30 protein-coding genes are annotated in these 24,530 nt (G+C 65.0%); 13 read left to right on the top strand and 17 right to left on the bottom strand.

Features of this window, described 5'->3' with window-relative positions:
- Positions 1-9: 9 nt before the first annotated feature.
- Genes hemW through rph form a run of 4 tightly spaced genes read right to left on the bottom strand, consistent with a single transcriptional unit; the run spans position 10 to position 2,960 of the window.
- Positions 10-1,176 (bottom strand): radical SAM family heme chaperone HemW, encoded by a 1,167-nt coding sequence (hemW, locus tag IG197_RS11215; RefSeq protein ID WP_192318759.1) that lies wholly within the window; start codon positions 1,174-1,176, stop codon positions 10-12.
- On the bottom strand, positions 1,176-1,823 hold the full coding sequence (rdgB, locus tag IG197_RS11210; protein WP_067954566.1) for an RdgB/HAM1 family non-canonical purine NTP pyrophosphatase: 648 nt from the start codon (positions 1,821-1,823) through the stop codon (positions 1,176-1,178). Before rdgB ends, hemW begins: the two co-directional genes overlap by 1 nt.
- Positions 1,823-2,233 (bottom strand): VOC family protein, encoded by a 411-nt coding sequence (locus IG197_RS11205; RefSeq protein WP_067954565.1) that lies wholly within the window; start codon positions 2,231-2,233, stop codon positions 1,823-1,825. Before IG197_RS11205 ends, rdgB begins: the two co-directional genes overlap by 1 nt.
- Positions 2,234-2,243: 10 nt before the next feature.
- On the bottom strand, positions 2,244-2,960 hold the full coding sequence (gene rph, locus IG197_RS11200) for a ribonuclease PH (RefSeq protein ID WP_067954563.1): 717 nt from the start codon (positions 2,958-2,960) through the stop codon (positions 2,244-2,246).
- Between the two features lie 149 nt (positions 2,961-3,109).
- On the opposite strand from rph, the gene hrcA reads away from it, so the two are divergent.
- Together hrcA and IG197_RS11190 are read left to right on the top strand one after the other, a co-directional pair.
- The gene (hrcA, locus tag IG197_RS11195) at positions 3,110-4,180 is read left to right on the top strand and encodes a heat-inducible transcriptional repressor HrcA (RefSeq protein WP_067965763.1); all 1,071 of its coding nucleotides are present in this window, start codon (positions 3,110-3,112) and stop codon (positions 4,178-4,180) included.
- Between the two features lie 24 nt (positions 4,181-4,204).
- Positions 4,205-4,402, top strand: coding sequence for a hypothetical protein (locus tag IG197_RS11190; RefSeq protein WP_067954561.1), 198 nt, complete (start codon positions 4,205-4,207; stop codon positions 4,400-4,402).
- A 12-nt stretch (positions 4,403-4,414) separates the two neighbouring features.
- On the opposite strand, the gene IG197_RS11185 is transcribed toward IG197_RS11190, so the two are convergent.
- Genes IG197_RS11185 through IG197_RS11175 form a run of 3 tightly spaced genes read right to left on the bottom strand, consistent with a single transcriptional unit; the run spans position 4,415 to position 6,670 of the window.
- Positions 4,415-5,212: a YiiX/YebB-like N1pC/P60 family cysteine hydrolase gene (locus IG197_RS11185; protein ID WP_067954559.1), complete on the bottom strand. Its 798-nt coding sequence runs from the start codon at positions 5,210-5,212 to the stop codon at positions 4,415-4,417.
- Between the two features lie 52 nt (positions 5,213-5,264).
- On the bottom strand, positions 5,265-6,197 hold the full coding sequence (locus tag IG197_RS11180) for a CHAD domain-containing protein (RefSeq protein WP_192318757.1): 933 nt from the start codon (positions 6,195-6,197) through the stop codon (positions 5,265-5,267).
- On the bottom strand, positions 6,194-6,670 hold the full coding sequence (locus IG197_RS11175; protein ID WP_067954556.1) for a CYTH domain-containing protein: 477 nt from the start codon (positions 6,668-6,670) through the stop codon (positions 6,194-6,196). Before IG197_RS11175 ends, IG197_RS11180 begins: the two co-directional genes overlap by 4 nt.
- A 79-nt stretch (positions 6,671-6,749) precedes the next feature.
- Between IG197_RS11175 and IG197_RS11170 the strand changes: the two genes are divergently transcribed.
- The 5 genes from IG197_RS11170 (at position 6,750) to IG197_RS11150 (ending at position 11,422) form a co-directional block, all read left to right on the top strand.
- A complete protein-coding gene (locus tag IG197_RS11170) occupies positions 6,750-7,433 on the top strand; it encodes a DUF1956 domain-containing protein (RefSeq protein WP_192318755.1) in 684 nt (227 codons plus the stop codon).
- Positions 7,430-8,386, top strand: coding sequence for an HlyD family secretion protein (locus IG197_RS11165; protein ID WP_192318753.1), 957 nt, complete (start codon positions 7,430-7,432; stop codon positions 8,384-8,386). The genes IG197_RS11170 and IG197_RS11165 overlap by 4 nt, the downstream gene beginning before the upstream one ends.
- A gap of 70 nt (positions 8,387-8,456) precedes the next feature.
- Positions 8,457-9,374 (top strand): ABC transporter ATP-binding protein, encoded by a 918-nt coding sequence (locus tag IG197_RS11160; protein WP_067954549.1) that lies wholly within the window; start codon positions 8,457-8,459, stop codon positions 9,372-9,374.
- The gene (locus tag IG197_RS11155; protein ID WP_192318751.1) at positions 9,371-10,513 is read left to right on the top strand and encodes an ABC transporter permease; all 1,143 of its coding nucleotides are present in this window, start codon (positions 9,371-9,373) and stop codon (positions 10,511-10,513) included. Before IG197_RS11160 ends, IG197_RS11155 begins: the two co-directional genes overlap by 4 nt.
- Positions 10,514-10,600: 87 nt before the next feature.
- Positions 10,601-11,422: a DUF2066 domain-containing protein gene (locus IG197_RS11150; protein ID WP_067954545.1), complete on the top strand. Its 822-nt coding sequence runs from the start codon at positions 10,601-10,603 to the stop codon at positions 11,420-11,422.
- A 212-nt stretch (positions 11,423-11,634) separates the two neighbouring features.
- On the opposite strand, the gene IG197_RS11145 is transcribed toward IG197_RS11150, so the two are convergent.
- Positions 11,635-11,958 (bottom strand): hypothetical protein, encoded by a 324-nt coding sequence (locus IG197_RS11145; protein ID WP_067954543.1) that lies wholly within the window; start codon positions 11,956-11,958, stop codon positions 11,635-11,637.
- A 178-nt stretch (positions 11,959-12,136) separates the two neighbouring features.
- Here IG197_RS11145 and mbfA point away from each other — a divergent pair, with 178 nt between their 5' ends.
- A complete protein-coding gene (gene mbfA, locus IG197_RS11140; RefSeq protein ID WP_067954541.1) occupies positions 12,137-13,120 on the top strand; it encodes an iron exporter MbfA in 984 nt (327 codons plus the stop codon).
- Positions 13,121-13,275: 155 nt separating this feature from the next.
- On the opposite strand, the gene IG197_RS11135 is transcribed toward mbfA, so the two are convergent.
- From IG197_RS11135 to IG197_RS11125, 3 genes are all read right to left on the bottom strand, one after another.
- The gene (locus IG197_RS11135; protein WP_192318749.1) at positions 13,276-13,620 is read right to left on the bottom strand and encodes an antibiotic biosynthesis monooxygenase; all 345 of its coding nucleotides are present in this window, start codon (positions 13,618-13,620) and stop codon (positions 13,276-13,278) included.
- On the bottom strand, positions 13,617-13,949 hold the full coding sequence (locus IG197_RS11130; RefSeq protein WP_192318747.1) for an NIPSNAP family protein: 333 nt from the start codon (positions 13,947-13,949) through the stop codon (positions 13,617-13,619). The genes IG197_RS11135 and IG197_RS11130 overlap by 4 nt, the downstream gene beginning before the upstream one ends.
- A 64-nt stretch (positions 13,950-14,013) precedes the next feature.
- Complete coding sequence (locus IG197_RS11125; RefSeq protein ID WP_192318745.1) at positions 14,014-14,217, bottom strand: DUF1127 domain-containing protein; 204 nt, start codon at positions 14,215-14,217, stop codon at positions 14,014-14,016.
- 85 nt (positions 14,218-14,302) lie between these two features.
- Here IG197_RS11125 and IG197_RS11120 point away from each other — a divergent pair, with 85 nt between their 5' ends.
- Positions 14,303-14,983: a helix-turn-helix transcriptional regulator gene (locus IG197_RS11120; RefSeq protein WP_192318743.1), complete on the top strand. Its 681-nt coding sequence runs from the start codon at positions 14,303-14,305 to the stop codon at positions 14,981-14,983.
- 287 nt (positions 14,984-15,270) lie between these two features.
- Positions 15,271-15,423 carry a hypothetical protein gene (locus tag IG197_RS11115; RefSeq protein ID WP_169808285.1) on the top strand — a complete coding sequence of 51 codons (153 nt, stop codon included), beginning with the start codon at positions 15,271-15,273 and terminating at the stop codon, positions 15,421-15,423.
- A 250-nt stretch (positions 15,424-15,673) separates the two neighbouring features.
- Here IG197_RS11115 and IG197_RS11110 read toward each other — a convergent pair whose 3' ends face one another.
- On the bottom strand, positions 15,674-16,336 hold the full coding sequence (locus IG197_RS11110) for a glutathione S-transferase family protein (protein WP_371746531.1): 663 nt from the start codon (positions 16,334-16,336) through the stop codon (positions 15,674-15,676).
- Positions 16,337-16,563: 227 nt separating this feature from the next.
- Here IG197_RS11110 and IG197_RS11105 point away from each other — a divergent pair, with 227 nt between their 5' ends.
- Both IG197_RS11105 and IG197_RS11100 read left to right on the top strand, forming a co-directional pair.
- A complete protein-coding gene (locus IG197_RS11105; RefSeq protein WP_067965761.1) occupies positions 16,564-16,914 on the top strand; it encodes a YciI family protein in 351 nt (116 codons plus the stop codon).
- Between the two features lie 33 nt (positions 16,915-16,947).
- Positions 16,948-18,192: an RNA polymerase sigma factor gene (locus IG197_RS11100; RefSeq protein WP_192318741.1), complete on the top strand. Its 1,245-nt coding sequence runs from the start codon at positions 16,948-16,950 to the stop codon at positions 18,190-18,192.
- Between the two features lie 117 nt (positions 18,193-18,309).
- Here the strand turns inward: IG197_RS11100 and cysK are convergent, their stop codons facing one another.
- A complete protein-coding gene (gene cysK, locus IG197_RS11095) occupies positions 18,310-19,290 on the bottom strand; it encodes a cysteine synthase A (protein WP_192318740.1) in 981 nt (326 codons plus the stop codon).
- 154 nt (positions 19,291-19,444) lie between these two features.
- Complete coding sequence (locus IG197_RS11090; protein WP_192318738.1) at positions 19,445-20,062, bottom strand: LysE family translocator; 618 nt, start codon at positions 20,060-20,062, stop codon at positions 19,445-19,447.
- Positions 20,063-20,292: 230 nt separating this feature from the next.
- Here IG197_RS11090 and IG197_RS11085 point away from each other — a divergent pair, with 230 nt between their 5' ends.
- On the top strand, positions 20,293-21,549 hold the full coding sequence (locus IG197_RS11085) for an Hsp70 family protein (RefSeq protein WP_067954518.1): 1,257 nt from the start codon (positions 20,293-20,295) through the stop codon (positions 21,547-21,549).
- Here the strand turns inward: IG197_RS11085 and IG197_RS11080 are convergent.
- The 3 genes from IG197_RS11080 to IG197_RS11070 form a co-directional block, all read right to left on the bottom strand.
- Positions 21,546-23,291 carry a SulP family inorganic anion transporter gene (locus IG197_RS11080; protein WP_192318736.1) on the bottom strand — a complete coding sequence of 582 codons (1,746 nt, stop codon included), beginning with the start codon at positions 23,289-23,291 and terminating at the stop codon, positions 21,546-21,548. The genes IG197_RS11085 and IG197_RS11080 overlap by 4 nt on opposite strands.
- 86 nt (positions 23,292-23,377) lie before the next feature.
- Positions 23,378-23,620, bottom strand: coding sequence for a helix-turn-helix domain-containing protein (locus IG197_RS11075; protein ID WP_067954516.1), 243 nt, complete (start codon positions 23,618-23,620; stop codon positions 23,378-23,380).
- An 89-nt stretch (positions 23,621-23,709) separates the two neighbouring features.
- A complete protein-coding gene (locus tag IG197_RS11070; protein WP_192318734.1) occupies positions 23,710-24,396 on the bottom strand; it encodes a phosphatase PAP2 family protein in 687 nt (228 codons plus the stop codon).
- Positions 24,397-24,530 lie beyond the last annotated feature (134 nt).

Genomic DNA, 24,530 nt, shown 5'->3' with positions numbered 1-24,530 from the left:
AGTCCCCGCCTACCGCGCCAGGTCGGCCACGACGGCGTCCAGCACGATCATGCCCTCAGGCGTCGCGCGCAAGCGCGAATTGCCGATCGGCGCCACCAGCCCTTCGCCCTGCAGGATCGACAACCGTGCCGAAGACAGCGACTTGCCGGATAACTGCTCGTAGCGGGCGAGGTCGATGCCCTCGACCAGCCTGAGGCCCATCAGCAGGAACTCGTCGGCCTCTTCCGAGCGTGTCAGCGTCTCGCCGCCGACCACGCCATGGCCACGTTGCTCGACCAGTTCGACCCAGCGTTCCGGCAGCTTCTCGGCGATGGTGACGATGCGCGTGCCGTCCTCCAGGAAGCGGCCATGGGCACCGGGGCCGACGCCGACATATTCGCCGTAGCGCCAGTAGGTCAGATTGTGCCGGCTCTCGGCGCCCGGTTTGGCGTGGTTGGAGATTTCATAGGCCGGCAGGCCATGCGCCGCCGTTACGTCCTGGGTGATGGCGTAGAGCTCCGCCGCGTGCTCGCCGTCGGGGATCTCGAACTTGCCGGCATTGTAGAGCTGGAAGAAGCGCGTGCCTTCTTCGATTGTCAGCTGGTACAGCGACAGATGGTCGACGGCATAACCGATCGCCTGCTTCAGCTCCGCCGCCCAGGCATCCGGCTTCTGGCCGGGTCGGGCGTAGATCAGGTCGAAGGACAGGCGCGGAAAAATCTCGCGTGCCAGTCCGATCGCATGCAGCGCCTCCTCGACATTGTGCAGCCGCCCGAGGAAGCGCAAATCCTGGTCGTTCAGCGCCTGAACGCCAAGCGAGACCCGGTTGACCCCGGCCGCGCGATAGCCGCGGAAGCGCTCGGCTTCCACCGACGACGGGTTCGCCTCGATCGTGATTTCGGCACTATCTGCGATCGTCCAGTTGGCAGCGATCGCCTCCAGCACGGCGCCGACCGTCTCGGGCCGCATCAGCGACGGCGTACCGCCGCCGAGAAACACGCTCGTCACCTCGCGCGGCCCGGTGCGGGCGCGCATGTTTGCCAATTCCGTCGAAAAGGCGCGGGCAAAGCGCTCCTGGTCCACCGGCTGGTGGCGGACATGGCTGTTGAAGTCGCAATAAGGGCATTTGGCCGCGCAGAACGGCCAGTGCACATAGACGCCGAAGCCGGGGTCGCGGCTGAGCGACGCAAATGCCATCAGGCCGAACCGAGCATGGCACGGGCGAACTTCTGGAAGGCGCGGGCCCGGTGCGACAGTGCGTCGGCCTGGCCCGGCTTCCAGCCGTGCTTTTCGTCGGCGCTCATCTCGCCGAAGGTCTTGTCGAAGCCCTTGGGCAGGAATACCGGGTCGTAGCCAAAGCCTTTTTCGCCGCGCGGCGGCCAGACGAGATTGCCCTCGGCTTCGCCACGGAAATACTCGGCGTGTCCGTCCGGCCATGCCAGGCAGATGACGGCAACGAAGCGGCCGGTGCGCTGCGCGACGGCCTTGGCACCGCGCTCCTGCAGGGCGTCCTCGGTGCGCTGCATTGCCATGGCAAAGTCGCGCGTGCCATCCGGCTTTTCGGCCCAGTTGGCGGTATAGACACCGGGTGCGCCGTCGAGCGCGTCGACCACCAGCCCTGAATCGTCAGACATGGCCGGCAGGCCGGTCGCGGTCGCTGCGGCCAGCGCCTTGATGTAGGCGTTTTCCTCGAAGGTCGTGCCAGTCTCGTCGGGTTCGGGCAGGCCGTATTCCTTGGCCGACTTGGCCCCGATGCCGAACGGCGCCATCAGGTCGGCGAATTCGCGCAATTTGCCGGCATTGTGGCTGGCGATCACGATCTCATTGTCGGCAAGCTTGCGCATCAAAGGCCCCATAGTTTCGGCTCGGCGATCTCGAGCGAATTGCCACTGGGATCGCGGAAATAGATGGAACGGCCGCCATTGGGCCATTCGAAATCGGCTTCGATGGCTATACCCTCGCCTTCGAGCCGCGTCTTCCAGTCCTCGACTTCTTCGGCCGTGCCGGCAAAGCACAGATGCCCCGGGCCTGACGTACCATGCGGCGGCACCGGCAGCCTGGCATCGGGCTTCGGTGGCTGCCGCGTCGCCTCGGCGTAAAAGAGCAGAAGCACGCCCTGGCCGCAGCGGAAGAACACATGCCGCCCCGGCACCTTGGCGATCCGCTCCAGCCCCATCACCTCGCCGTAGAAGTTTTCTGCGGCATCGAGGTCGGTGACATAGAGCGCGGATTCGAGGATCGCCGAGGGCTGCATGGCGAGAGCCTCAGCCCACCGCCATCTTCTGCAGGTCGACCAGACGCGCAATGCCCTTGCGGGCGAGGCCCATCAGCTGCAGGAACTCTTCCTCCGAGAACGGCGTACCTTCGGCGGTGCCCTGGATCTCGACGATGCCGCCCTTGCCGGTCATGACGAAATTGGCGTCGGTGCCGGCCGAGGAATCCTCGAGATAGTCGAGGTCGATGACCGGCTGCCCATCATGGATACCGCAGGAGATCGCCGCGACATGGTCCTTCAGCACCTTGTCGATGCTGACCATCTGGCGCGCTTCCATCCAGCGCAGGCAATCGTACAGCGCGATCCACGCGCCGGTGATCGAGGCCGTGCGGGTGCCGCCATCGGCCTGGATGACGTCGCAGTCGACGGTGATCTGGCGCTCGCCGAGCGCCTGCATGTCTACCACGGCCCGCAGCGAGCGGCCGATCAGGCGCTGGATTTCCAGCGTGCGGCCGCCCTGCTTGCCGGAAGAGGCTTCGCGGCGCATGCGTTCGCCGGTCGAGCGCGGCAGCATGCCGTACTCGGCCGTCACCCAGCCCTTGCCGGTGTTGCGCATCCAGCCCGGCACCTTCTCTTCAAGGCTCGCCGTGCACAGCACATGGGTGTCGCCGAACTTGACCAGGCACGAGCCTTCGGCGTGCTTGGAGATGTTGCGCTCGAAGGAGATGGCGCGCATTTCGTCGAACTGGCGTTTGGAGGGGCGCATACGGCTACTTTCTATGGCGAAATCGGAAATTGTTGCCGGCTTGTAGCCCCATGGCCGGACCAGCGCAAAGGAAAACCGGTTCCGTGGCTGGAGCTGTTGTGTTCGCGGCCATGCGGTCTATATCATTTTGGACGGAGACCATGAAGCAGATGACCAAAGCGGTACCCGATCCCACGCTGCAATCGCTCGATATGCGGTCGCGTGACATCTTCCGGCGCATCGTCGATTCCTATCTCAGGGATGGCGAGCCCGTGGGCTCGCGTAACCTGTCGCGCATGCTGCCGTCGTCGCTGTCGCCGGCGACCGTCCGCAACGTGATGAGCGATCTCGAGCAGCTCGGCCTCGTCTACGCGCCGCACATCTCCGCCGGCCGCCTGCCGACGCAAAAGGGGCTCAGGTTCTTCGTCGACGCCTTCATGGAGCTTGGCGATCTGCCTGACGACGAACGCCGGACGATCGAGGCGCAGGTCAAGGCTTCGGGCGAGGGCGCCACGCTGGAGCATATGCTGACCGAGGCGAGCCAGATGCTGTCGGGCATGTCGCGCGGCGCAGGCCTCGTCCTCGCCGCCAAGAACGAGGTCGCGCTCAAGCACATCGAGTTCATCCAGCTCGAACCGACCAAGGCGCTCGCCGTGCTGGTGTCGCAGAATGGCGATGTCGAGAACCGTGTCGTCGAGCTGCCGCTCGGCGTCACCGTCTCGCAACTGCACGAAGCGTCGAACTTCCTGAATGCCCATATTCGAGGCCGTACCCTTGCCGAGGCCCGGCTGGAGATCGCCCGTATCAAGGACGAGACCAAGGCAGCCCTCGACACGCTGTCGCAGGACCTCGTCGAAAAGGGTCTCGCCGTCTGGGCCGGCGCCGAGAGCGGCCTGCCGGCGCGCCTGATCGTGCGCGGCCGCGCCAATCTGCTCGAAAACGTCACCGCCCAGGCCGACATCGAACTGCTCAAGCACCTGTTCGAGGACATGGAAACCCAGGACGGGCTGATCCAGTTGCTCGACCTCGCCGAGGAAGGCTCGGGCGTGCGCATCTTCATCGGCTCGGAAAACCGGCTGTTTTCGCTGTCCGGCTCGTCGCTGGTCGTCGCGCCCTATCGTGACAAGGACGCTCGCGTGGTCGGCGCGCTCGGCGTCATCGGACCGACCCGGCTCAATTATGCCCGCATCGTGCCGATGGTCGACTATACGGCGCAGCTGATTTCGCGCATGCTGAGGTGAGCTGAAACTGCGGAGAACCGGACCATGGCACTCGAACAGATCAAGGCCCAGATAGCCGTGCTGCTCCAGGAAATGGTCAACCAGCCCGAGGATTCACACGAGTTGCAGGAACAGCTGCGCGAGAAGCTCTCCGAGTTGCGCGCCCAGGGCCTGCCGCTGCCCAAGGACCTCGTCGACCTTGAAAAGCGCCTCGATGACGATTTTTCCGAACAGGAAGAATGAGCAGTCGGGCGATCACGCCCCTTTGCTGGCCTTGTCCTGCTCGCCCCATGTCACCTGCCGGTAGTCGAAGCCATATTCCAGCGTTGGTTTGACGATGCGGAAATAGGGCGACAGGTCGAAGTCGCGCGGCGTGTAGAGCGAGTGGTGGCGGATGTGCATGATCTCCTGGCGCATGTAGGTCGACTGCGCCGAAGCGCGGCCGGGGGCGCGGGTGATCTCGGGCAGGATTGGATAGCGGATCTCACCATAGGCCTGCGCGATCATCGTCGAGCAGATGGCGCGTGTCGGGTCGCCGGAACCGAAGGCCAGCATGCGGCGGCGCCAGCGCACGGGCACCGGCGGCCGCGGAATGAAGTAGCGCAGCATGTCGGTGATGTTCTTGAGGTCGTATTTCAGCCCGAGCCTTTGCACCATGAACCTGACGACATGGTCGCGATCCTCCGGTGACAGGCCGTTGGCCCGGCAGATGCGGGTGTTGTAGGTGCGGTATTTCGACAGCGGCACGGCAACGCAGCCTTCTCCGAGATTGACCTCGATCAGCCGCGGCCGCTCCGATCCGTCCGTCGGCTCTGGCAGCGCGTCGCCGATATAGAGTGCAGAATGCGACCAGGTCGACTGCGTCAGATACTTGATGACGGCCGAAATGCGCTGGTTGCCTTCGATCAGAAGGATGTCGCCGGGCTCCAGCGTTCGCCGCAGCGTGTCCGGGTCGGAAGGTGTGTAAGGCTCGTAGCCGGAGGATTCGACCTGCAGCCGGGAGGCGAGCCAGCGGCCGAGACGGTCGAGCAGGGTGTCGGTCTTTTGCGTCATGACGCACAGGACGTAACATGAGCCGGGCCGGCGATGCCAGCGGGGCAAACAGCTAGTCGGCTTCAGTTTCCGCCACGGTTCCGCCGAGGTCGTCGCGGACCTTCTTGGCCAGCCTGCGCACCGCACGCCGTGGCTTGTCCTCGAACAGTTCGGCGGCGTCAGCGAGGCACAGCTTGCGCAGCGCTTTCTCCGAGCGCTTGAGCAGCCTGACCAGCTGTTTCGGTTCCAGGCCGTCGAATGGCTTTTCGCCGGCCTCGATCAGCTGGCGCATAACGAACACGTCGTGCAACTCGCCCAGGCTTTCGCCGAGCGCTTCGACGCGCTCGCGGCGCGGCTTGACCGGCGAGGGCCACAGCTTGCGCAGCAGGGACAGGTGTGCGGCATGCCGCTTCACCGCCTTGCGCAGCTCATGAAAATCATCCGCTTTGCCGCGCTCGCGGGATTGCTGCAGCGCCTTGCGCGCCCGCCTCAGCGTCGCCAAGGCGCCGTCGGCCAGGACGTCGGCGGCATTCTCCGGCAGGTCGGGCAGAGCGAGGGACTGCAGCGCTTCGAAACCTGTCTGGCATTCGCCGATTGCCGTGTCGAGTACGGCGTCCAGGCCTGCATCGCCATGGGCTCCCTGCGCGCGATGGCGCACCAGCATGGCGCGGATTGCAATCAGCCCGGCGTCTGCAGCGTACTCGGCGAAATCCTCAGCCAGCCGGTCGATGGTTTCGATCAGCGCGGTCGCCTGCCGTGGTGCCGCGATCGAGGCCGAGATGGCGCGGTAGCGGTCGTTCTCCGCGCGGCAGAAGGCCTCGTCGCCCGGCCACACCAGGTGCAGCAGCGCGCGCAGCGCCTTGAGCCGCCTGCGCGCCTTGTGCAGCGCCTTGTCGGGATTGTCGCGGGCGGTGACCAGATGGGCGGCGATCTTCTCGATCTCTTCGCCGGCGATACGGCGGACCTCGCCGGTAAGCGCCAGGCGCGGATCGATGCGAAAGCTCATGCAACGGCCTCCGGGACGTCGTCGCTGTGGGCGAGCGACGCATTGTAGTAGCGCGGATCGCCGGTCACCTCGCGGCCGAGCCAAGCCGGTAGTTCGGATGCCGGAACATCCTCCGGCGTCTCGAGTTCCGCGATGATCAGCCCCCTCAGTTCGCCTCCGAAAACGTCGATCTCATAGAGGCGGCCACGATGGCTAACATGGTGACGTGTCTTCTCGATGACACGGCCGATGGCAAAATCCATCATCTCCTCGGCCTCGGCGAGGGGCACCTGATACTCGAATTCGTCGCGCACGCGACCCCTGGAGCCGAATTTCAGCGTCAGCGTCGCCACTTCGCCATCGGAGATGCGCAGCCGCACGGAGCGGCCCGTATTCGAGGCGAGATAGAACTGGCGGATGCGGATCCTGCCTTCGACAAGGCTTCGCCACTCCTGTCCGTTCACGAGGAACTTGCGTTCGACTTCCTTGGCCATGGGCGCCAATAAAGCGCGGCCCGGCAGCCGGCGCAACATTTCATTTGACTTTAATCAATCGATTGATTAAATCGCCGAAATGAGCAAGACACAAACCCCGCAATATCCCTCCGCAGCCGACGCCACCCGCCTGGCCCTGGTGATGGCTGCCCTGAAACTGTTTGGCCGCCAGGGCTTCGACGGCACCTCGACGCGCGAGATAGCCACCGCAGCCAATGCCAATATTGGCTCGATCGCCTATCATTTCGGCGGCAAGGAAGGGCTGAGGCTGGCCGCAGCCGACCATGTCGTGGCGACCATCCAGGCGATCGCCAGCCAGGCGCTCGGCAATACCGGGCTGGCCCAGCCGCAAGTAGTCTCCGCCGAAGAGGCCGAGTCCCAGATCGAGGCGGCGGTGGAGCGCATGGTCGGTTTCATGGTCGCCCGCCCCGAGGCTGGCGAGATCGTCCAGTTCGTGCTGCGCGAGCTGTCGACGCCGACCGATGCGCTCGACCGTATCTACACCGGCGTGTTTGAGCCGGTGCACCGCAGGCTGTGTCACCTCTGGGCCGCCGCCACCGGCGAGGAGGCCGAGAGTGAGCGCGTCAGGATCAGTGTCTTCATGATGATCGGCCAGGTCGTCTACTTCCGCATCGCCCGCGCCGCGGTCCTGCGCCGGATGGGCTGGGTCGACATCGGCCCCGCCGAAGTCGGCAAGGTCATCGGCATCGCCAGGGAAAACGTCGCAGCCATCATCGCTGTGCGAAAGGCAGGAAAGCCATGAGTGTTCTGTGTTCTATACCCTTCGCCGCACAGCTGTTTTCGGCCTGTGCCGGCCCGGCACCTCTGGCCGTCGGTTATGTCGAGGGCGACTATGTCCAGCTCGCTCCCATCGAGGTGGCGCAGGTTGAAACCGTCTCCGTTCGCCGCGGCGACCGCGTCGAGGCAGGCAAGCCCGTCGTCACGCTGGAAAGCGGCGACGCCAGGATCGCGGTGACCCAGGCCGAGGCAGCCCTTGCCCAGGCAGAGGCGCAGCTCGCCGACCTCAAGATCGGCAAGCGTCCCGACGAGATCGCCGCCCTCGAGGCAGCCGTGCGCTCCAGCCAGGCCCAGGCCGATGATGCCCAGCGCAGCCTGACCCGTACCCAGGATCTCGCCCGACGTTCGATTGCCACCCAGGCCCAGCTCGACGACGCGACGACCAAGCTCGAGGTCGCCCAGGCGGCCTTTGGACAGGCCACAGCCAATCTCGCCGTCGGCCGCCTGCCGGCCCGCAGCGAGGTGATCAAGGCCGCCGAAAAGCAGGTCGAGCAGGCCCGCTCAGCGCTAGGCCAGGCAGAGTGGCGGCTGTCCAAGCGCACGCTGACCGCACCCGCCGCCGGCCGCATCGACGACGTCATCCGCAATGCCGGCGACACCGCCGGCCCGTCCTCGCCGGTGCTGTCGGTGCTGCCCGACGGCGCGGTCAAGCTGACCTTGTTCATCCCGGAGAGCGTGTTTTCCTCCGTTCATGTCGGCACCCGCCTTGCCGTACGCTGCGACGGCTGCGCCGACGGGCTCACCGCCAAGGTCAGCTACGTCTCGCCCGATCCCGAATTCACCCCGCCGGTCATCTACTCGCTCGAGAACCGGCAGAAGCTCGTCTACCTCGTCGAGGCGCGCCCTGAAGACGCCAATTCGGCGCTGCAGCCGGGCCAGATCGTCGATGTGGCACTGGAGAAGGGAGCAGGGGAGTAAGGCAGTAGGGCAGGCCAGGCGCGTTGCAGCCCTGTTGCCCTATTCACTTACTGCCTTGGCTACGGCACCCATGAACGCCATCGAAGTCACCAACCTCGTCAAGCGCTTCGGCGACAAGACCGTCGTCGACCATGTCACCATGACCGTCGCCGAAGGCGAGATCGTCGGCTTCCTCGGGCCCAACGGCTCGGGCAAGACAACCACCATTCGCATCATGTGCGGCCTGCTGACGCCCGACGAGGGCGAGGGCCAGGTGCTGGGCTACGACTTGCGCAGCGACAGCCTCAAGATCAAGCGCGAAGTCGGCTACATGACGCAGAAGTTCTCGTTCTACGAGGACCTGACGATCGGCGAGAACCTCGAATTCGTTGCCCGGCTCTACAAGCTCAGACCTGTCGAGGAGCATGTCGCCCGAACCCTCGAAGAGCTCGGTCTGACCACGCGCCGTAACCAGCTTGCCGGCACGCTGTCGGGCGGCTGGAAGCAGCGCCTGGCACTCGCCGCCTGTATCATGCACAAGCCGAAGCTGCTTCTGCTCGACGAACCCACCGCCGGCGTCGACCCCAAGGCGCGGCGCGAATTCTGGGACGAGATCCACCGCCTGGCGCGCGGCGGGCTCACCGTGCTCGTCTCCACCCACTACATGGACGAGGCCGAGCGCTGCCACCGCATCAGCTACATCTCCTATGGCAAGATGCTGGCGTCGGGCACCGTCGAGGAAGTCGTGCGCAATGCCGGGCTGACAACTTTCGTCGTCTCGGGCCCGCGGCTCGACCAGATCGCCTCCGCGCTTGAAGGCCGGCCCGGCGTCGAGCAGGTCGCCCCCTTCGGCGCGACGCTTCATGTCGTCGGCTCAGACAGGCAGAAGCTTGAGGCAGCCCTTGCCGACATCGGCAGCCGTGAAGGCGTGACCGTCGCGCCGGGCGAAACCAGCCTCGAAGACGTCTTCATCCAGTTCATGGCCGCTTCCAGGGACAACATGTCATGACCGCCAACGGCTTCTTTTCCCTTGCGCGGCTCGGTGCGCTGCTGACCAAGGAATTCATCCAGATGCGGCGTGACCGCATCACCTTTGCCATGATGCTCGGCGTGCCGCTGATGCAGCTAGTGTTGTTCGGCTTCGCCATCAACAGCGACCCCAAAAGCCTGCCCGCAGCACTGCTCGCCACCAGCAACGACCAGTACACGCGGGCCATGGTCTCGGCGCTGCAGAACACCAACTACTACCGCTTCGACCACATCGCCCATACCGCCGCCGAGGCCGAGGAGCTTATGGCCAGCGGCGAGGTTGCCTTCGTCGTCACCATCCCAGCCGATTTCGGCCGCCGGGTGGCGGCCGGCGACGCGCCGCAGATTCTGATCGAGGCCGACGCCACCGATCCCTCGGCCTCCAGCGGTGCTGTGTCTACGCTGGGCACGGTGGCCAACCAGGCGCTGCTCAGGGCCCAGGGCATGGAAGCGTCTTCCGCCGAGACCGCCAAGGGGCAGCTCGAGGTCGTCGTCCATCGCCGCTACAATCCCGAGGGCATCTCGCAATACAACATCGTGCCCGGCCTGCTCGGCGTCATCCTGCAGATGACCATGGTGATGATGACATCGATGGCACTGACCCGCGAAACCGAGCGCGGCACGATGGAAAATCTGCTCGCCATGCCGGCGAGCCCGGCCGAGATCATGCTCGGCAAGGTCTTGCCCTATCTTGTCGTCGGCGCGGTGCAGGTGACGGTGGTGCTGGTCGCCTCCAAGCTGCTGTTTGCCATCCCGTTCATCGGCTCGCTGTCGTTGCTTCTGTCGGCGATCCTGGTCTTCGTGCTGGCGCTGGTGCTGCTCGGCTACACCATCTCGACGATTGCCCGCACCCAGATGCAGGCGATGCAGCTGACCTTCTTCTTCTTCCTGCCGTCGATCCTGCTGTCGGGTTTCATGTTCCCCTATCGCGGCATGCCCGGCTGGGCCCAGGCGCTGGGCGAGATCCTGCCGCTGACGCATTTCCTGCGCATCATCCGCGCCGTCATGCTGAAGGGCGCAGAGCTGCCGGCCATCGCCGTCGAAGTCGGCATACTCGGCCTGTTCGTTGCCGTATTCGCCGGGCTGGCCCTGTTCCGCTTCCGCCGCACTCTGGACTGAGTAGGTCTGGCAGCTGCCTTGTGGCATGAGCTTTTGCGCCGCCCATGGCTCTGCTAGGCTGCCTGCTCCCGGCTGAAGGTGCGGCACATGCTTCGCGGCGGACTACGCAACGCGCTGACAGCGCTCCTGCTGCTTTTCGCTGGCGTCGGCCAGGCGAGGGCCGACGACCTCTATTCCGTTGGCACGATCACCAGCGGCACCGCGCCCGAGCGGCGCGACATCGGTTTTGCCAATTGCCTGCGCAATGTCGTGGTCCGGGTCACCGGCGACAGCAGGCTGCTCAATGAGCCGCGCCTTGCCAAACAAGCCGCGCATGCCGGCGAGCTGATCGCCAGCCACAGCTTCCGCGACCGCATGAGTGGCACACCTATTCATGACGAGCAGGGCAGCTACGACCGCCCGCACGACCTGACCTGCGTCTTCGACCGCGCAAAGCTCGACGCCTTCCTGAAGTCGTTCGACCACAAACCTTGGCTCAAGCGTCCAAAACTTGTCGCCGTCATCGGCGCCCTCGACATGAAGGGGAGGGCCAGCATGCTGGCCAGCGACAGCATTGCCCCGCGCGATGAAGACATGCGCGCAGCACTCGTCAGCGCCGCCGACAAGGCAGCCTTGCCGCTTCTGCTGCCGTCGCAGCAACAGTTGATGCACGCGGGGCTTTCGGCTTCGACCCTCGCGAAAGCCGATCCGGCGCGCCTCGGCACCCTGGCCCGCATGGCCGGCGGCGAGCGGGCGCTTGTCGGCACCATCGTCTGGAACAGCAAGCCTGCCGGCTGGGTCGCCGAATGGCGCATCGCCGACGCGTCGCCCGCCACGCGCTGGGGCATTTCAGGCGTCGGCTTCGATGACGCCTTCCGCAACGCCGTCTCAGGCGCCGCGCAGGTGCTGTCGGGGCATGAGGCGCCGTAGTGGCGCCGCCTTGTAGAGGCGGGGCGCTCCGGGTCTGCGAGGCCGCGCCTATGAGGTTGGCGATTCCTCTCCCTCACGAAATGGGAGAGGTGGCCGTGTAGCGCCCGGAGAGGGGTGCTTGGCGAAGAGACTTGGCCCTCCGCTATGGCTCCGGGCGTTCGTCGTTGGAAAAGCCAAATCGTTGGCTTTTCTTGGCCTGCGGCCAACACTCCTCACCCCATCAGCGACCGGACCCGCTTCTCGCCACCAGCCTTGCGCCACGCATTGAACCTGTGCGTCGCCGCCGCGAACGAGATCTTCATCGCCTGGGACACCGAGTAGCGCGACTTGCCCTCGTCGAACATGCGGTAGCAGCATTCGACGCCGTCGGGCGTCAGCTTGCCGTCGCAGGTCTTGTTGTGCGGGTTGGCCGGGTCGAACTGTTCCGGCTGCGGTTCGAGCATGCCCTTGAGGCGGGCGAGGTCTGCTTCGATGCTGGCGATCAGCTCGAGCACGGGCTTGGGGTCGATGTGATGCGCCTGCTGCTTGGCCGCCATTGTGCATTCCTTCTATCAGGTGAGATTAGGCTATATAGCCACACATTCCCCTATAACAAGGCGCGCTGTCGCACCTGATTTGGCATGCGGCAAATAGATCATACCTGGGGTAAGCGCGCATTGACCGAGAGGCGTCGAGCACCTAGTTTAGAATCATTCTAAACTGGAAGATTCGCAGATGTTGTCCCGTGTCTTCGGCTTCGGCCGCCGCGCCTTCGATTCCTTGTCCGAGCAGGAGATCCTGGCTCTCGCCATTTCGTCGGAGGAGGATGACGGCCGCATTTACCGCGCCTATGCCGACGGCTTGCGCGACGCGTTTCCGCAATCGGCCAAGGTGTTCGACGCCATGGCCGAGGAGGAGGACGGCCACCGCGCCGCACTCATCGAACTGCATCGGGCCCGTTTCGGCGAGCGCATTCCGTTGATCCGCCGCGAGCATGTCCGAGGCTATTACGAGCGCAAGCCGGACTGGCTGGTGCGTCCTCTCGGCATCGATAAGGTCCGCGACCAGGCAGAGGACATGGAACGCCAAGCCTACCGCTTCTACATCGAGGCGATGAAGCGGACGAGCGACGCCTCGACCCGCAAGCTGCTCGGCGATCTTGCCGCGGCGGAGCAGGGGCACGAAACGCTCGCCCAGCGTCTCGGCGACAAGCTGGTGCCCAAGGACGTCAAGGACGAGGAGCTGGCTGGCGAACGTCGCCAGTTCATCCTGACCTATGTCCAGCCGGGCCTAGCCGGGCTGATGGACGGATCGGTGTCGACGCTGGCGCCGATCTTCGCCGCCGCCTTCGCCACCCAGGACACCTGGCAGACCTTCCTCATCGGCCTGTCCGCCTCGGTCGGCGCCGGCATCTCGATGGGGTTCACCGAAGCCGCCCATGACGATGGCAAACTGTCCGGTCGCGGCTCGCCGCTCAAGCGTGGCCTCGCCTCGGGCATCATGACATCAGTGGGTGGCCTCGGCCACGCTCTGCCCTATCTCATCCCGCATTTCTGGACCGCCACAACGGTCGCCGCCATCATTGTCTTCTTCGAGCTCTGGGCCATAGCCTTCATCCAGAACCGCTTCATGGAGACGCCGTTCCTGCGCGCGGCCTTCCAGGTCGTGCTCGGCGGCGCGCTGGTCTTCGCGGCGGGTGTGCTGATTGGCAATGCGTGATGCCTGGGCGTTGCCCATCACCCTTTCCCCGTGAAGGAAGGGGGGAGGGGCCGTCGGCGTTGCGGCCGTATCCCGTCCTTACGGGGAGAAGGTCCTGCAGGCGATTAGGGGTAGCGTATTCGGTCATGGATAGAGGGGGCGCGAAGGAGCCTGACCTACCCATGCACGTCCCGACTATCCCCCGGCGCTTCCGCCCGCTCGTTCAGCCCGTAATCGCGCACGACATGGGCAATGCGCAGCCTGTAGCCTGAAAACACACCGCCGCGCCCTGCCATCTGCGCCTGCCTGTGTTCCTCGGTGTTGCGCCAGGCCTCCACCGCTTCCTCGTCGCGCCAGAACGACAGCGACAAAAGCTGCTTCGGATCGGCCAGGCTCTGGAACCGCTCGATCGACAGGAAGCCGTCGATGCGCTGGAGCAGCGGACGCAGGTCGGCGGCGATGCCGAGATAGGCGTCGCGCTGTCCCTCCGCCGGCTCCACCTCGAAGATCACGGCGATCATGGCTTCACCGGTGGCGCATGCGGCCCCGATGCCAGCTTCAGGAAGATGCGATCCTCTTTGAGGATGAACTTCTTCCGCTTGGCGAATTCATAGTTCTCACGTCCCAGCGGGTCGGCGGCAAGCCGTGTCCTATAGGCTTCGTAGGCGGCCAGGTTGTCGATGTTGTAGACGCCGTAGGCGGTCGTCGCCGAACCCTCATGCGGGGCGAAGTAGCCGACGAGATCGGCGCCGCAGCGCGGGATCGCCTGGCCCCAGTTGCGGGCATATGCCTCGAAGGCCGCCTTGCCGAACGGGTCGATCTCGTAGCGGATGAAGCAGGTGATGGTCATCTTGGTCTCCGGAAATGTTGGCAATGGTTCGGCCTGCGTCGAAGCATCGGGCCGAGGTCGCGTGCTAGCGCCAGAAAAGTCTTGCGACTTCGCGCTCGGCGTCGCGGCGGGATACGCCAATGTCATCGAGCTGCTCGTCGGTCAGTTCGGAAAGGTCGAGACGTTGCAGATGTCTGTCGTAACCGCGGCACAGGAATGCCAGCACCCGGCCGAACACACCCAGCGGCAGGCGTCGCGGCGTGGTGGCGTATTGGGTTTTCGTCGTCATGGCTCACTCCTCAGTCTGGTCGGAGACTACGTCTTGCCTGGCGAGAATGCTTCGACTATCATCGAACTATGGAGGTAGTGACGCCATGAAGGAAGGACCTGATATCGCCCGCATCGCCAGCCTTGTCGGCGACCCGGCGCGCGCCAACATGTTGACCGCGCTGATGGATGGCGGCGCGCTGACAGCCAGCGAGCTGGCGCTCGAAGCCGGCGTGTCGCTGCCGACGGCCAGTTCGCATCTCGCCAAGTTGATGGACGGCAAGCTGCTGACGGTGGCGAGCCAGGGCAGGCATCGCTACTACGCGTTGTCAGGTGCTGAGGTCGCCAACATGATCGAGGCGATCAGCGGCGTCGCCGCCCATTCCGGGCCCAAGCGCGCGCGTCCGGGCCCACGCGACAAGTCGATGCGCGAAGCCCGCGTCTGCTACGACCATCTCGCCGGCGACCATGCGGTGGCGATGTTCGACCGCCTCATTGCCCAAGAGATCATCGTCCGCGACGAGGAGGGGATCAGGCTCGGCCCGGCGGGCCAGGTTTTCTTCGCCGCCATCGGCATCGATACCTCGACGCTCGGCGCCTCGCGCCGGCCGATGTGCCGCGCCTGCCTCGACTGGAGCGTCAGGCGTTCGCATCTGGCGGGATCGCTCGGCACCGCCATCCTCGACAAGATCCTCGCCGAGAAATGGGCGCGCCGCCCAACAGGCAGCCGCGTGGTCGAATTCACCCCGCCGGGACGCAAGGCTTTCGAGAAGCTGTTCCTCGCCTGACGCCCGATCCGTCGCAGCCACGCCGCTGACAGCCCCTGCCGATGTAACCGCGCCGCGAAACCTGTGGATAGTTTCGCGGCAATTGGTCGTTACATCGGTGGCGCAAAAGACACATCTTAACCAATGCTGCCCGATCCGGTCTAAATGCCTAGAAAAAAACACTATTCAGCCCTGATCGGGCGCATTTTCACACGAAGATTAACATCGCGTTCACCGAAGATTCACACCCGCCGGCTATGATCGCTTTCACGTTCGGGACGAGCCCCGGGCGGACAGGGATAAGAACAATGGCTATCTGGAACCACCTCACTTACGCCGCTGTGGCGTTTCGCGAATTCATCGCCCCGACCTACCGTCCCGAGCGTCACTACATGCGCGGCCCGGGACCTGCCTGCGCGCGCCGCTCCGGCTCGCTTCAGTCGCGCGTGACGTTCCACTGATCATGACCGTTACCGGACGTCACGAAAGCCGCATCGCGCGGCCGACCAGCGATCATCGCTCGACCACCTTGCGCGGCGAACGCCGGGCAATCATCGCCACGCGCCTGTAAGGCTTGCTCGCTACGCCGGCGGCGCAATCCCGGCCTGCTTCAAGACGTGCTCTTCAAGACACGATGACGAACCGGCGCGCTGCTTCTTTGCGGATGCGGACGCCTTGCCGAACGGCCCGTTCATGCGGGCCGTTTTGCCTTCACCAGATGGCGTGGCTGGCGTTCAGCCCCTTCAGCACGGCATCCTCCTTGAGCACCGTGCACAAGCGCGCGATGTTCGGCCAGGCCAGAGCGAGCTTGGCCGGCTCCGGGTGCCAGTACGCCAGCATCAGCAGATAGACGTCGGCGATCGACATATGCGTGCCGGCGAGCCAGACCCGGTCTTGCAGTGCCGCCTCGACAACGCCGAAGCTGCGCTCCGCCTCTGCGATTGCGGCTGCCTTCACCGCCTCGATGCCATGAGCGTCCGTGGTATAGCGATGAGCGTAATATTCGCGCAGCAGCGCCGGATAGGTCACCGATGTCAGGAAGGCCATCCAGCGCAGGAAGTCGGCGCGCCCAGACGCATCCACTGACGGTGCCAGCCGGGCGTAGGGATGGCGTTCGGCGATCAGCTGGCACATCGCAGCGGACTCCGTCATCGCCTGTCCGTCGGGCAGCACCAGCGCCGGCACCTGGCCAAGCGGGCTGATCTTGCGGAACTCTGATGTGGGCTCGACGCCCTTGACCACCTCGATGCGCTCGAATGGCACACCCGCCAGGGCGAAAGCCGCCTCGACGACAAAGCCGCCGCTGCCGGCGCGTGTGTAAAGCCTGTACATTTCTGCCCCCAGCCGTTCTTCCCCGGCGCTCGGATATGACATGCCGCCGACATCCTGCTCAAGGCGGGCAGGCGCTTGCCAGGATCGATTTTTCGCCGGTCCAGCCGCTACGGCCCTGCTGCGCTGCATGATCCCCTTAATCGGGATCGATTTTCGCATTCGACCGGCGCGCGGCCGAAAAAAACTCTGCTAGCCTGTCGAAATCCGTCGAGGTGGCGCGACTTCCGTTCGGCCCGCGACGACGCGGCCTGGAACAACAGGAGACCACAATGCAGTACATGCTTCTGCTTCATCACGACGACACGCCCTTTGCGGCGGCGAGCCCGGAAGACCAGGAGAAGATGAGCGCGCCCTACATGGCCTACAATGAAGCGCTGATCAAAGCCGGAGCCATGGTGTCGGGCGAGCGCCTGCGCGGCGCGTCGTCGGCCACCACAGTTCGCGTTCGCGACGGCAAGACCGAAGTGCTCGACGGCCCTTTCGCCACGACCAAGGAGCAGCTCGGCGGTTTCTACATCATCGAGGCGCCGGACCTTGACGCCGCGCTCGGCTGGGCGGCGCGTTGCCCAAGCGCCAATTACGGCATCGTCGAGGTCCGCCCGATCTGGCCGACCCGCTAGCATGGCTCCCCGCTAGCATGGCTCCCCATTAGCATGGCTCAGGGCGCCGAACAGGCGCGGGCGGCGGCGGAAGCCGCTGCCCGCCAGAGCTACGGCAGGCTCGTTGCCTGGCTGGCGGCGCGCACCCGCGATGTCGCCGGTGCCGAGGACGCGCTTGCCGACGCTTTCGCCGCGGCCTTGTCCAGATGGCCAGAGACCGGCGTGCCGGACCATCCCGAGGCCTGGCTGCTGACAGTGGCGCGGCGACGGTCCATCGACCAGCGGCGTCGGCGCATGACCGGCGAAGCGGGCCAGGCCCATCTCAGGCTCATTGGCGAAGAACTGGAACAGGAGATGGCGCGCGAGAAATGTCCCGACGACCGGCTTGGCCTGATCTTCGCCTGCGCCCATCCGGCGATCGACGCCGGCGTGCGTGCCCCGTTGATCCTGCAGACGATCCTCGGCTTCGATGCCGCCACCATCGCCTCGGCCTTCCTCGTCTCGCCCTCGACGATGAGCCAGCGGCTGGTGCGGGCGAAGTCACGTATCAAGCAGGCCGGCATCCCGTTCCGCATTCCCGAAAAGGCCGAGCTCGGCGAAAGGCTGCTGGCCGTTCTGGAAGCGATCTACGCAGCATTCGCCGAAGGCTGGACCGACGCCAGCGGTGCCGAATCCCGCCGCCGCAACCTCGCTTCCGAAGCCATCTGGCTCGGCCGGCTGGTGGTCGACCTGCTACCCGACGAGCCCGAGGCGCTCTGTCTGCTGTCCCTGATGCTGCATGCCGAGGCGCGCCGGCCGGCCCGCCGCAACCCGCTGGGCGAGTTTGTGCCGCTCAGCGAGCAGAACACCTTGTTGTGGGATGCCGGCCTGATCGGCGAGGCCGATGCATTGCTGCAGCGCGCCGGCGCCTTCGGAGGCATCGGCCGCTACCAGATCGAGGCGGCCATCCAGTCGGCCCATGCCGCGCGCCGTTTTGCCGGCCGCACCGACTGGGCGGCGATCGCCACCCTTTATGCCGGGCTGATGACGCTCTCGGCCTCGCCGGTCGTTGCCGTCAACCACGCGGTGGCTGTCGCCTATGCCGGCGCGCCCGAACAAGGCCTGGCCCTGCTCGACGCCATCGACGACGCCAGGCTCAACGAATACCAGCCCTATTGGGCGGCGCGTGCCGAATTGCTCTCGCTGGTGGGAAATACGGTCGAGGCCGACAAGGCCTACCAGCTTGCCATCGGCTTCGAACCCGACCAGGCCGTGCGGCAGTTCCTCAAGCGCAAACGGGCGGGTGTCATTAGCCGCTGATTGGATGAGAGGTTCGGTCGACGTTTGGCGCCGCCGCCTCACCCCGTCCTTTACGGGCGAGGGTAAGGGTGAGGGGCGCTTGTTCTTGTTAAGGGTTCGACAGAACGGCGCGGTCGCTCAGCCGCCCAGCCCTTCGAACAGCACCGTCGACAGATACCGCTCCGCAAAGGACGGGATTACCACAACGATGTTCTTGCCGGCATTCTCCGGCCGCGAGCCGACAATCACTGCCGCCTGCAGCGCTGCACCCGAGGAGATGCCGACCGGCACGCCTTCGAGACGCGCGACGAGGCGGGCGTTTGCCACCGCATCCTCGTTCGAAACCTTGATGATCTCGTCATAGACGCTCGTGTCGAGCACTTTGGGCGCGAAGCCGGCGCCGATGCCCTGAATCTTGTGCGGGCCGGGCTGGCCGCCCGACAGCACCGGCGAACCCTCGGGCTCGACTGCCACGACATGCAGCGAAGGCTTGCGGGCCTTGATCACCTGGCCGACGCCGGTGATCGTGCCGCCGGTGCCGATGCCGGCAACGAAGATGTCGATCGACCCCTGCGTGTCGTTCCAGATCTCCTCGGCCGTCGTCTGGCGATGGATCTCGGGATTGGCCGGGTTTTCGAACTGCTGCGGAATGATCGCGTTGGGAATTGTCTGCACCAGCTCCTCGGCCTTGGCAATTGCGCCCTTCATGCCCTTGGCGCCTTCGGTCAGCACCAGTTCGGCACCGAGCAGCGCCAGCATCTTGCGGCGCTCGATCGACATCGTCTCCGGCATGGTCAGGATCAGCTTGTAGCCTTTGGCGGCGGCGGCAAAGGCAAGCGCGATGCCGGTATTGCCCGACGTCGGTTCGATCAGCGTGCTTTTGCCCGGCTCGATGCGGCCGGCGGCTTCCAGCGCCTCGACCATGGCGACGCCGATGCGGTCCTTGACCGACGCGATCGGGTTGAAGAACTCCAGCTTGGCGATCAGGTTCGCCCCGACGCCCTTCTCCCTGGCGAACTTGTCGAGCCGTACCAGCGGCGTGTCGCCGATGGTTTCGGTGATGGAGCCATAGACGCGTCCGCGACCTGGTACGCGCGTGGAGGTAACGGGCTTGTTCATCGATTTCGCTCCCTAGGATTGCCTGAGATGTGAACTGCGAAGATAGGGGGTCGCAGGGCAAATTCCGAGTGGGTGCCGTGCTGATTAGGCAAGGCCCACGGAAACATGTTTCCGTGGGCCTTGATTTGTAGGAATGAAATTCCAGCCCGCCTGTCTACTGGCGGACCGCGATGGCAGCGGCGGCACCAACCATGAAACCGGCTGCAGTGCGGTTGAGCAGCTTGAGCGCGCGCGGCGTCTTGAGGAACCAGCGCGCCTGCGAAGCCAGCGCCAGGTAGGGCACCAGCACGATCAGCAGCACGACGATCGTGACAGCGACGAGAATGCCGTAGTCGCCCAGAGTCAGCGCATGCAGGTCGACGACCGTCGGCATGATCGCCATGTAGAAGATCATCGACTTGGGATTGCCCAAGGTCACCGTCAGCCCGGCGAGGAAGCTCGAGAACAGTCCGCCCTTGCCCTTCCTTGCCTCGACCGTCTCCGGCGTGATGCCGCTGGTCCAGAAATTCCAGGCGAGCCAGGCGAGATAGGCGACGCCGAGCCACTTGATCGCCAGGAACACCATGCCGAAGGACTGGGCGACAAAGGCAAGGCCAAGCGCGACGGCGGTGAGATAGGTGAGATCGCCGAGCACGATCCCGAGCGACATGGCCAACGACGAGCGGAAACCTGAGCCGAGCGCGCGCGCCACCAGCGCCGTCACGCCCGGACCAGGAATGGCGGCAGCGATGGCGAGCGCACCGCTATAGGCAAGAAAACCTGTAAGGGTCATGGCGGATTCCAGGCAGGATTGAATGGTCGCGCTATCGCACGAAAGCGGTATCCATGGAATGCCGCGGGGATTGGGCCAGCGTTCACATTTTCCAGGAATTTGCCCTGTACGCTCAGAAAATGCCTTGGAGAGATCGACATTCGTCCCCCCGTCGTGTAGGCGCACGGTCCGATTGCGGCCCGGCAGACGCATGGGGTCGCCCGTTCATGCACAAAATTCAGGACTAGGTGATGCGACCGGCTTTCGGCGGCATAGACTTCGGCACCTCCAATTCGACCGTCGGCGTTATCGAGAACGGCCGTCCGCGCCTCGTTGCGCTCGAGGGTGAAAACGTCACGCTGCCGTCGGCCATCTTCTTCAACTTCGAGGACAACCAGACGGCCCTTGGTCGCCGCGCCATCGGCGAATACACCGACGGCGCCGAAGGCCGCCTGATGCGCGCGCTGAAGAGCGTGCTCGGCTCCTCGCTGGTGCATGAGAAGACCCGCATCAAGGCGCGTTATATCGCCTTCACCGACATCGTCGGCATGTTCGTCGGCCATCTCAAGGACCGCCTGGAGAACCACGTCGGCGAACCGGTCGAAAACGTCGTGCTCGGCCGTCCGGTGCAGTTCGTCGACGACAATCCCGAGGCCGACGCGGCTGCCCAGAGCGAGCTCGAAAAAGCCGCCCGCGCCCAGGGCTTCAAGCACATCGATTTCCAGTTCGAGCCGATCGCCGCCGCACTCGACTATGAGCGCACGGTGACGCGCGAGGAGCTGGCGCTGATCGTCGACATGGGCGGCGGCACCTCCGACTTCTCCATCGTCCGCGTCTCGCCCGAGCGCGCCACTTCCGGCGACCGCAAGGCCGACATCCTGGCCAATCGCGGTGTCCATATCGGCGGTACTGATTTCGACCGCCTGCTGTCGATTGCCCACGTCATGCCCGAACTCGGCTACCTCACGCCGACCAAGGACGGCAAACGCAACCTGCCGGCGGGCTATTTCATCGACCTCGCCACCTGGCAGCGCATCAACCTGCTCTACACGCCCAAGGCGATGCTCGACTTGCGCGCAATCCGCTTCGAGGCCGAGCGTCCCGATCTTATCGACAGGATGATCGAGGTCGTCGATCAGCGTTTCGGTCACGCGCTGGCGACCAAGGTCGAAAAGGCCAAGATCGAGCTGACCGATGCGACCGAAACCGCCATCGACGTCGCCCTGCCGGGCGCCAAGTTCACGGCGTCGCTGACCAGGCAAGGCTTGGAAGACACTATCCGCGGTGCCGTCGAGCGCGTTACCGCGACCGTCGCCGACACCCTTGCCGAAGCGCAGGTCGGCGCCAAGGACATCACCGCCGTGTTCCTGACCGGCGGCTCGACCGCCATCCCGCTGGCGCGCGAAAGCATCCTGGCGCTGGTGCCGGGCGCCCAGATCGTACAGGGTGACGCCTTCGGCTCCGTCGGTCTCGGCCTCGCCCTCGACGCCCAGCGCAAATTTGCTTAACGCTCCAGGGTGCTGGTCTTCCCGGGCTTGAGCAGGTCGAGTGCGTCCCGCACTGAGGCGGCGTAACTGACGGCGGGATGCTTGACGCCGTGGTTGATCAGCATCCGTCGCGTCTGCGGCGATGCTCCTGTGATGAAGAAGCGGACACCTGCCTGCCGTGCCTTGCGTGCGGCGCCTTCGAGCACGTTCGCTGCGGTGGAATCGAGAAACGGCACGCCCGAGCAGTCGAGAATGAAATTCTTGCGCTGGTCGGCGATGCGGTCGAGCACAGCCCCCACCGTCGAGGCTGCGCCAAAGAAGAACGCGCCCGAGATACGGTAGATGACGGTGTCGGCATCGCCCGCATCGCTCGCCTCATAGGCGTGGCGGCTGCCATTGGTGGCGTCGGCGACATCCTCCTGCACCAGTGGCTGATCGCTCTCCACCGCGATGCTTTTTGCCATGCGGTCGATGAACAGGATCGAACCGAGCGCGAAGCCGACGACGATGCCTTCGGTCAGGTCGCGGAACACGACCAGCAGGAATGTGACCATCAGCACCAGCGCGTCCCCCCATGACGAGCGGATCAGTGTCGCGAAGGCCTGCTTTTCGATCATGTTCCAGGCCACGACCGCCAGCACACCGGCGAGAGCTGCGAGCGGGATGTAGGCGGCAAGCGGTGCGGCTACCAGCATGAAGGCGAGCAAGAACACCGAATGCAGAATGCCTGATACCGGGCCGTGCGCGCCCGCCCGCACATTGGTTGCCGTTCGGGCAATCGTACCGGTCACGCAGATGCCTCCAAACAGCGCGGCACCGATATTGGCAAAGCCTTGTGCCACCAGTTCGCAGTTCGAGCGATGCCGCCTGCCGGTCATGCCGTCGGCAACGACGGCGGACAGCAGTGACTCGATCGCGCCGAGCAGCGCGAAGGCAAGCGCGTCCGGCAGTACCGCAATCGCCTTGTCCACACCGAAGCTGGGCAGGGCAGGCCAGGGCAGGCCGCGCGGAATGCCACCGAAACGCGTGCCGATGGTTTCTACCGGCAGGTCCAGCAGGGCAACGGCCACGGAAGCGACGCCGACCGCGATCAGCATGCCCGGCCAGCCGGGGCGCCAGCGTTTGAGCATCAGGATGGTGCCAATGGTCAGCACCGTAATCGCCAGGGCCGCGATGTTGACCGTGCCCATCGCATCAACCAGTGCCATCAACTTCGGCACAAGCGGACCCGGTTCCTTGCCGCTGAGCGTCAGTCCGAACATCTCGCTGATCTGGCTGGCGAAGATGATCACGGCGATGCCTGCGGTGAAACCCACCGTCACCGGATAGGGAATGAACTTGATGTAGGTTCCGAGCCTGAGATAGCCGATCGCCGCTAGGAACACCCCAGCCATGACAGTGGCAAGGATCAGCCCGTCCACGCCTTCGCGCGCCACCGTTGCCGCCACCAGAACGATGAAGGCGCCTGCCGGACCACCGATCTGGAAGCGGCTGCCGCCGAGAGCCGAGACTATGAAGCCGCCGACGATTGCCGTGAACAGCCCTTTGTCAGGCGACACACCCGATGCGATGGCGATTGCCATCGATAATGGCAGAGCCACGATTGCCACCGTCAGCCCCGAAATCGCGTCGGCCTTGAACTGCAGCGCGCCATAGCCCTCGCGGAAAACAGTCACCAGCTTGGGCGTGAACAGTTCCGCGAAAGTCGGTTGCCCGTGCTTCCCTGATCCGTATCGCCTTGGATTGCCGCCTGCATTCATCATCCCACCACGTGGCAAACGCGGCGGGATCGTCGGCATGACTGTCGGCGGTCGCCGTCGCGACTACATCATGCGGATTGCCGGAAGCTTCACGCCTTCTTCTTCAGGCGCACGCCCCGACCGCCGGTCTCGCTCTCGCCGATCAGTTCCACCCCGGCATCTTCGATCGCCTGGATGACCTTGGTCAGCGTATCGACCACGCCACGCACCACGCCCTCGCTTGCTTCCATGCGCTGGATCGTCGGCACCGAGACACCGGCCATTTCGGCGAGCGTCTTCTGGTCGATGCCTGCCAGCGCTCTTGCGGCGCGCATCTGTGCGGCTGTGATCACTGAGGTGGTCCCGTCTCGATCCGCATCACGAATGTATCATACATTCATGATGATGTTTCAAGCATCATTATTGATGCCTGAGCCCCATATCATTCATCGGCCTCGGCCGGCCGCATGAAGCGGCGGCTGATCAGCCAGCACAAAGTCGCCCAGGCAAAGCCCGCGCACCAGCCCGCTAGCACGTCCGAAGGCCAGTGCACGCCGAGATAGACGCGGCTGATGCCGACCATGAGCGTGGTCAGGATGGCGATGGCAAACACGAAGACCGTTGCAGCCCGTCCGGGCAGGAAGCGTGCCAGCAGCGCGCCGAGCGTCAGGTAGGTGACCGCCGACAGCATGGCATGGCCGCTCGGAAAGCTCATCGTGTGCACCTGCGCCAGATGCGGCACGAGATCGGGTCGCGGCCGGTCGATGCCGAGCTTGAGCAGGCTCGACAGCACCTGGCCGCCGGCCACCGAGGCGAACACGAAAAGTGCCGGTCCCCAGCGGCTGGTGACGCCAAGAAACATGATGGTTATCGCGGTGATGTAGATCAGCACCGAGGCGCTGCCCAGCGCTGTGATATCGCGCATCGCCTCTTCCACCCAGGAGGGGCCGATCGGATCGGCGGTGTTGCCGGCCTCGCGGAAGAACAGCAGGATGTCGGTGTCGAAGCTGTGTGGTGCGGCGTCGCGGGCGATTTCGGACAGTTCGACGAAGCCCCACAGGCCGCCGGCAATGACGATGCCAGCCGCCAAAAGCGAGAATTCGATCCTGTTCCACAGTGTCTGGTGCATCGTCCTGCCGTTCTCGTTCCGCCTTTGGATGGCCGCTTCCGGCCCGGTTCGCAACAAGTGGGAACGTCTTTCCCAAAGAAAAGACGCGCATGCAAAAGGTCGCAGCGCGTCGAGCGTGTGGGCCTTGTCCGTCA

It is taken from the genome of Aminobacter sp. SR38, from assembly GCF_014843375.1.
GTDB classification, from domain to species: domain Bacteria; phylum Pseudomonadota; class Alphaproteobacteria; order Rhizobiales; family Rhizobiaceae; genus Aminobacter; species Aminobacter ciceronei.
The sequence above is the reverse complement of the archived record's forward strand: the minus strand, read 5'-3'. Positions and strand labels throughout refer to the sequence as shown.

Coding starts and splice junctions, on each gene's coding strand:
- IG197_RS11205 (WP_067954565.1), bottom strand. CDS start 2,233: ATGCAGCCCTCGGCGATCCTCGAATCCGCGCTCTATGTCACCGACCTC.
- IG197_RS11115 (WP_169808285.1), top strand. CDS start 15,271: ATGGCTATCTGGAACCACCTCACTTACGCCGCTGTGGCGTTTCGCGAA.
- IG197_RS11105 (WP_067965761.1), top strand. CDS start 16,564: ATGCAGTACATGCTTCTGCTTCATCACGACGACACGCCCTTTGCGGCG.
- rdgB (WP_067954566.1), bottom strand. CDS start 1,823: ATGCGCAAGCTTGCCGACAATGAGATCGTGATCGCCAGCCACAATGCC.
- IG197_RS11130 (WP_192318747.1), bottom strand. CDS start 13,949: ATGACCATCACCTGCTTCATCCGCTACGAGATCGACCCGTTCGGCAAG.
- IG197_RS11090 (WP_192318738.1), bottom strand. CDS start 20,062: ATGACCCTTACAGGTTTTCTTGCCTATAGCGGTGCGCTCGCCATCGCT.
- IG197_RS11100 (WP_192318741.1), top strand. CDS start 16,948: ATGGCTCAGGGCGCCGAACAGGCGCGGGCGGCGGCGGAAGCCGCTGCC.
- IG197_RS11135 (WP_192318749.1), bottom strand. CDS start 13,620: ATGATCGCCGTGATCTTCGAGGTGGAGCCGGCGGAGGGACAGCGCGAC.
- hrcA (WP_067965763.1), top strand. CDS start 3,110: ATGACCAAAGCGGTACCCGATCCCACGCTGCAATCGCTCGATATGCGG.
- IG197_RS11150 (WP_067954545.1), top strand. CDS start 10,601: ATGCTTCGCGGCGGACTACGCAACGCGCTGACAGCGCTCCTGCTGCTT.
- IG197_RS11160 (WP_067954549.1), top strand. CDS start 8,457: ATGAACGCCATCGAAGTCACCAACCTCGTCAAGCGCTTCGGCGACAAG.
- IG197_RS11155 (WP_192318751.1), top strand. CDS start 9,371: ATGACCGCCAACGGCTTCTTTTCCCTTGCGCGGCTCGGTGCGCTGCTG.
- IG197_RS11165 (WP_192318753.1), top strand. CDS start 7,430: ATGAGTGTTCTGTGTTCTATACCCTTCGCCGCACAGCTGTTTTCGGCC.
- IG197_RS11170 (WP_192318755.1), top strand. CDS start 6,750: ATGAGCAAGACACAAACCCCGCAATATCCCTCCGCAGCCGACGCCACC.
- IG197_RS11185 (WP_067954559.1), bottom strand. CDS start 5,212: ATGACGCAAAAGACCGACACCCTGCTCGACCGTCTCGGCCGCTGGCTC.
- IG197_RS11080 (WP_192318736.1), bottom strand. CDS start 23,291: ATGATGAATGCAGGCGGCAATCCAAGGCGATACGGATCAGGGAAGCAC.
- IG197_RS11175 (WP_067954556.1), bottom strand. CDS start 6,670: ATGGCCAAGGAAGTCGAACGCAAGTTCCTCGTGAACGGACAGGAGTGG.
- mbfA (WP_067954541.1), top strand. CDS start 12,137: ATGTTGTCCCGTGTCTTCGGCTTCGGCCGCCGCGCCTTCGATTCCTTG.
- IG197_RS11070 (WP_192318734.1), bottom strand. CDS start 24,396: ATGCACCAGACACTGTGGAACAGGATCGAATTCTCGCTTTTGGCGGCT.
- IG197_RS11085 (WP_067954518.1), top strand. CDS start 20,293: ATGCGACCGGCTTTCGGCGGCATAGACTTCGGCACCTCCAATTCGACC.
- IG197_RS11120 (WP_192318743.1), top strand. CDS start 14,303: ATGAAGGAAGGACCTGATATCGCCCGCATCGCCAGCCTTGTCGGCGAC.
- IG197_RS11110 (WP_371746531.1), bottom strand. CDS start 16,336: ATGTCATATCCGAGCGCCGGGGAAGAACGGCTGGGGGCAGAAATGTAC.
- IG197_RS11125 (WP_192318745.1), bottom strand. CDS start 14,217: ATGACGACGAAAACCCAATACGCCACCACGCCGCGACGCCTGCCGCTG.
- rph (WP_067954563.1), bottom strand. CDS start 2,960: ATGCGCCCCTCCAAACGCCAGTTCGACGAAATGCGCGCCATCTCCTTC.
- IG197_RS11145 (WP_067954543.1), bottom strand. CDS start 11,958: ATGGCGGCCAAGCAGCAGGCGCATCACATCGACCCCAAGCCCGTGCTC.
- hemW (WP_192318759.1), bottom strand. CDS start 1,176: ATGGCATTTGCGTCGCTCAGCCGCGACCCCGGCTTCGGCGTCTATGTG.
- IG197_RS11180 (WP_192318757.1), bottom strand. CDS start 6,197: ATGAGCTTTCGCATCGATCCGCGCCTGGCGCTTACCGGCGAGGTCCGC.
- IG197_RS11190 (WP_067954561.1), top strand. CDS start 4,205: ATGGCACTCGAACAGATCAAGGCCCAGATAGCCGTGCTGCTCCAGGAA.
- cysK (WP_192318740.1), bottom strand. CDS start 19,290: ATGAACAAGCCCGTTACCTCCACGCGCGTACCAGGTCGCGGACGCGTC.